Below are 2,051 nucleotides of genomic sequence, written 5' to 3'. Positions count from 1 at the left end.
GCGCCAGGTGCTGCCCGCCGCCGACATCGGCCCGGACACCAACTTCTTCGACGCGGGCGGCCATTCACTGCTGCTGGTCCGGCTCCAGGACGCGCTGCGCGAGGCCACCGGCACCGGGCCGTCCATCGCCGACCTGATGCGGCACACCACCGTGCGGGCACAGGCCCGGCTGCTCGGCGGCGACGCGGCCGCCGGACCGGACACGGCGACGCCTGCGGTGCGGGGCGCCGGTCGCGCCGCGGCACGCGGCAGCGGCGCCGACGGTGACGCGATCGCCGTGATCGGCATGGGCGCCCGGTTCGCCGGCGCCCCCGACCTGGCCGCGTACTGGGACAACCTCGTCGCGGGCCGTGACTGCTTCCGTCAGGGGCCGGGGCCGCTGGTCACCGAGCACCCCGACGGCACCCGCCGCATCGCCCGCTGGGGCATGCTCGCCGACGGCACCGGCTACGACGCGGGCCTGCTCGGCTTCACCCCCGAGGACGTCGAGGGCGGCGACCCCCAGCAGGGCGTGCTGCACGAGGTGTTGTGGGCGGCCGTCGAGGACGCGTCGCTGCGGCTGTCCGACATCTCCCGCCGCACCAGCCTGTACGCGGGCTGCCCCAAGGTGGTGCGCACCGACGGCGAGGCGCGGGTGGACGACGTCGTGAGTCTCGACCCGACGTTCGTCGCCTCCCGCTTCGCCTATCTGCACGACCTGTGGGGCGAGGCGCTGCTGCTGGACACCGCCTGCTCCACCGGCCTGTACGCGGTGCACCTGGCCTGCCGTGCGCTGCTGCGCGGCGAGAGCGACTACGCGCTGGCGGGGGCGGTGTCCCTGGACGGCGCGTTCGACGGCGCCTACACCTACCGGCCCGGGTTCCTGTACGCCGACGACGGGGTGTGCCGGCCCTTCGACCGGCGGGCCTCGGGCACGGTCGGCGGGTTCGGCGCGGGTGCGCTGCTGCTGCGCCGGCTGAGCGACGCCGAACGGGACGGCGACCCGGTGCACGCCGTGATCCGCGGCAGCGCCGTCAACAACGACGGGCGGGCGCGGGTCGGTTACTCGGCGCCCGGCGTCGAGGGCCAGGCGCGGGTGATCCGTGCCGCGCTCGCCGCGGCGGGCATCGGCCCGGACGCCGTCGGCTACGTGGAGGCGCACGGCACCGGCACCCGGCTCGGCGACGCCATCGAGGCCACCGCGCTGGGCGAGGCGCTGGGCACGGCGGGCCCGGAGGTCGCGGTCGGCTCGGTGAAGGCGTCCATCGGCCACTGCAACACGGCCGCGGGCATCGCCGGGCTGATCAAGGCGGTGCTCGCCGTGCACCACGGGATGCTGCCCGCCACCCCGAACGTGGGCGAGCCGATCGACGAGCTGGCCGGGCCGGGCGGCCGGTTCACTCTGCTGGCCGAGGGCCGGGCGTGGGACGTGCCCGCCGGCCGGCCGCGGACGGCGGGCGTCAGCTCCTTCGGTGTCGGCGGCACCAACGCCCATGTGGTCGTCCAGGAACACGTCAGCGAAAGGGTGTGAGGTCGGCGATGACGACGACGTTCTTGACGGGGCCGGACGCGCCGCGGGTCCTGGCCGTCTCCGCGCGGGACACGGAGACGGCCGCGGCCGCGTGCGTGCGGCTCGCGCAGCGGCTGGAGCAGGAGCCGTCGCCGGCGGTGGACGACGTGGCGGCCACGCTCGCGCACGGGCGGGAGCGGTTTCCCGTACGGCACGCGGTGATTGGCACGGACCCGGTCGAACTGGCGGCCGCGCTGCGGGAGTCGGCCGGCCGGCCGCGCCCGGCGGGGCCTGTTCCGGCGCTGGTCCTGGACCTCGGGGACGGCTCGGCGCTGCACGGCGGCCCGGAACTGCCGCAGGTCGCGCAGGCGTCGGCCGTGGCGGGCGATCTGTCCCTGCCCGCCGGTGCGGACCGCCTCGCGGCCTGCACGGCGGCGGCCCTGCACGGCATGGGAGCGTGGCTGGCGGCGCACGGGCTGCTCCCGGACACGGTCCTCGGCCGGGGCGCGGGCGCGGCGGCCGCGGCGGCCCTGCGCGGCGAGCTGCCGCCGGCGGACGCGCT

The 2,051-nt window shown here is 77.4% G+C and carries 2 protein-coding genes; both read left to right on the top strand.

Features of this window, described 5'->3' with window-relative positions:
* Positions 1–1,510 (top strand): beta-ketoacyl synthase N-terminal-like domain-containing protein (locus ACWGH4_RS34610; protein ID WP_453467816.1); only part of this gene is annotated, 1,510 nt, incomplete at its 5' end.
* An 8-nt stretch (positions 1,511–1,518) separates the two neighbouring features.
* The coding region (locus tag ACWGH4_RS34605) for a CurL C-terminal domain-containing protein (RefSeq protein WP_453467814.1) at positions 1,519–2,051 on the top strand (533 nt) is incomplete at its 3' end.

It is taken from the genome of Streptomyces sp. NPDC054847 (assembly GCF_053610925.1).
The sequence above is the reverse complement of the archived record's forward strand: the minus strand, read 5'-3'. Positions and strand labels throughout refer to the sequence as shown.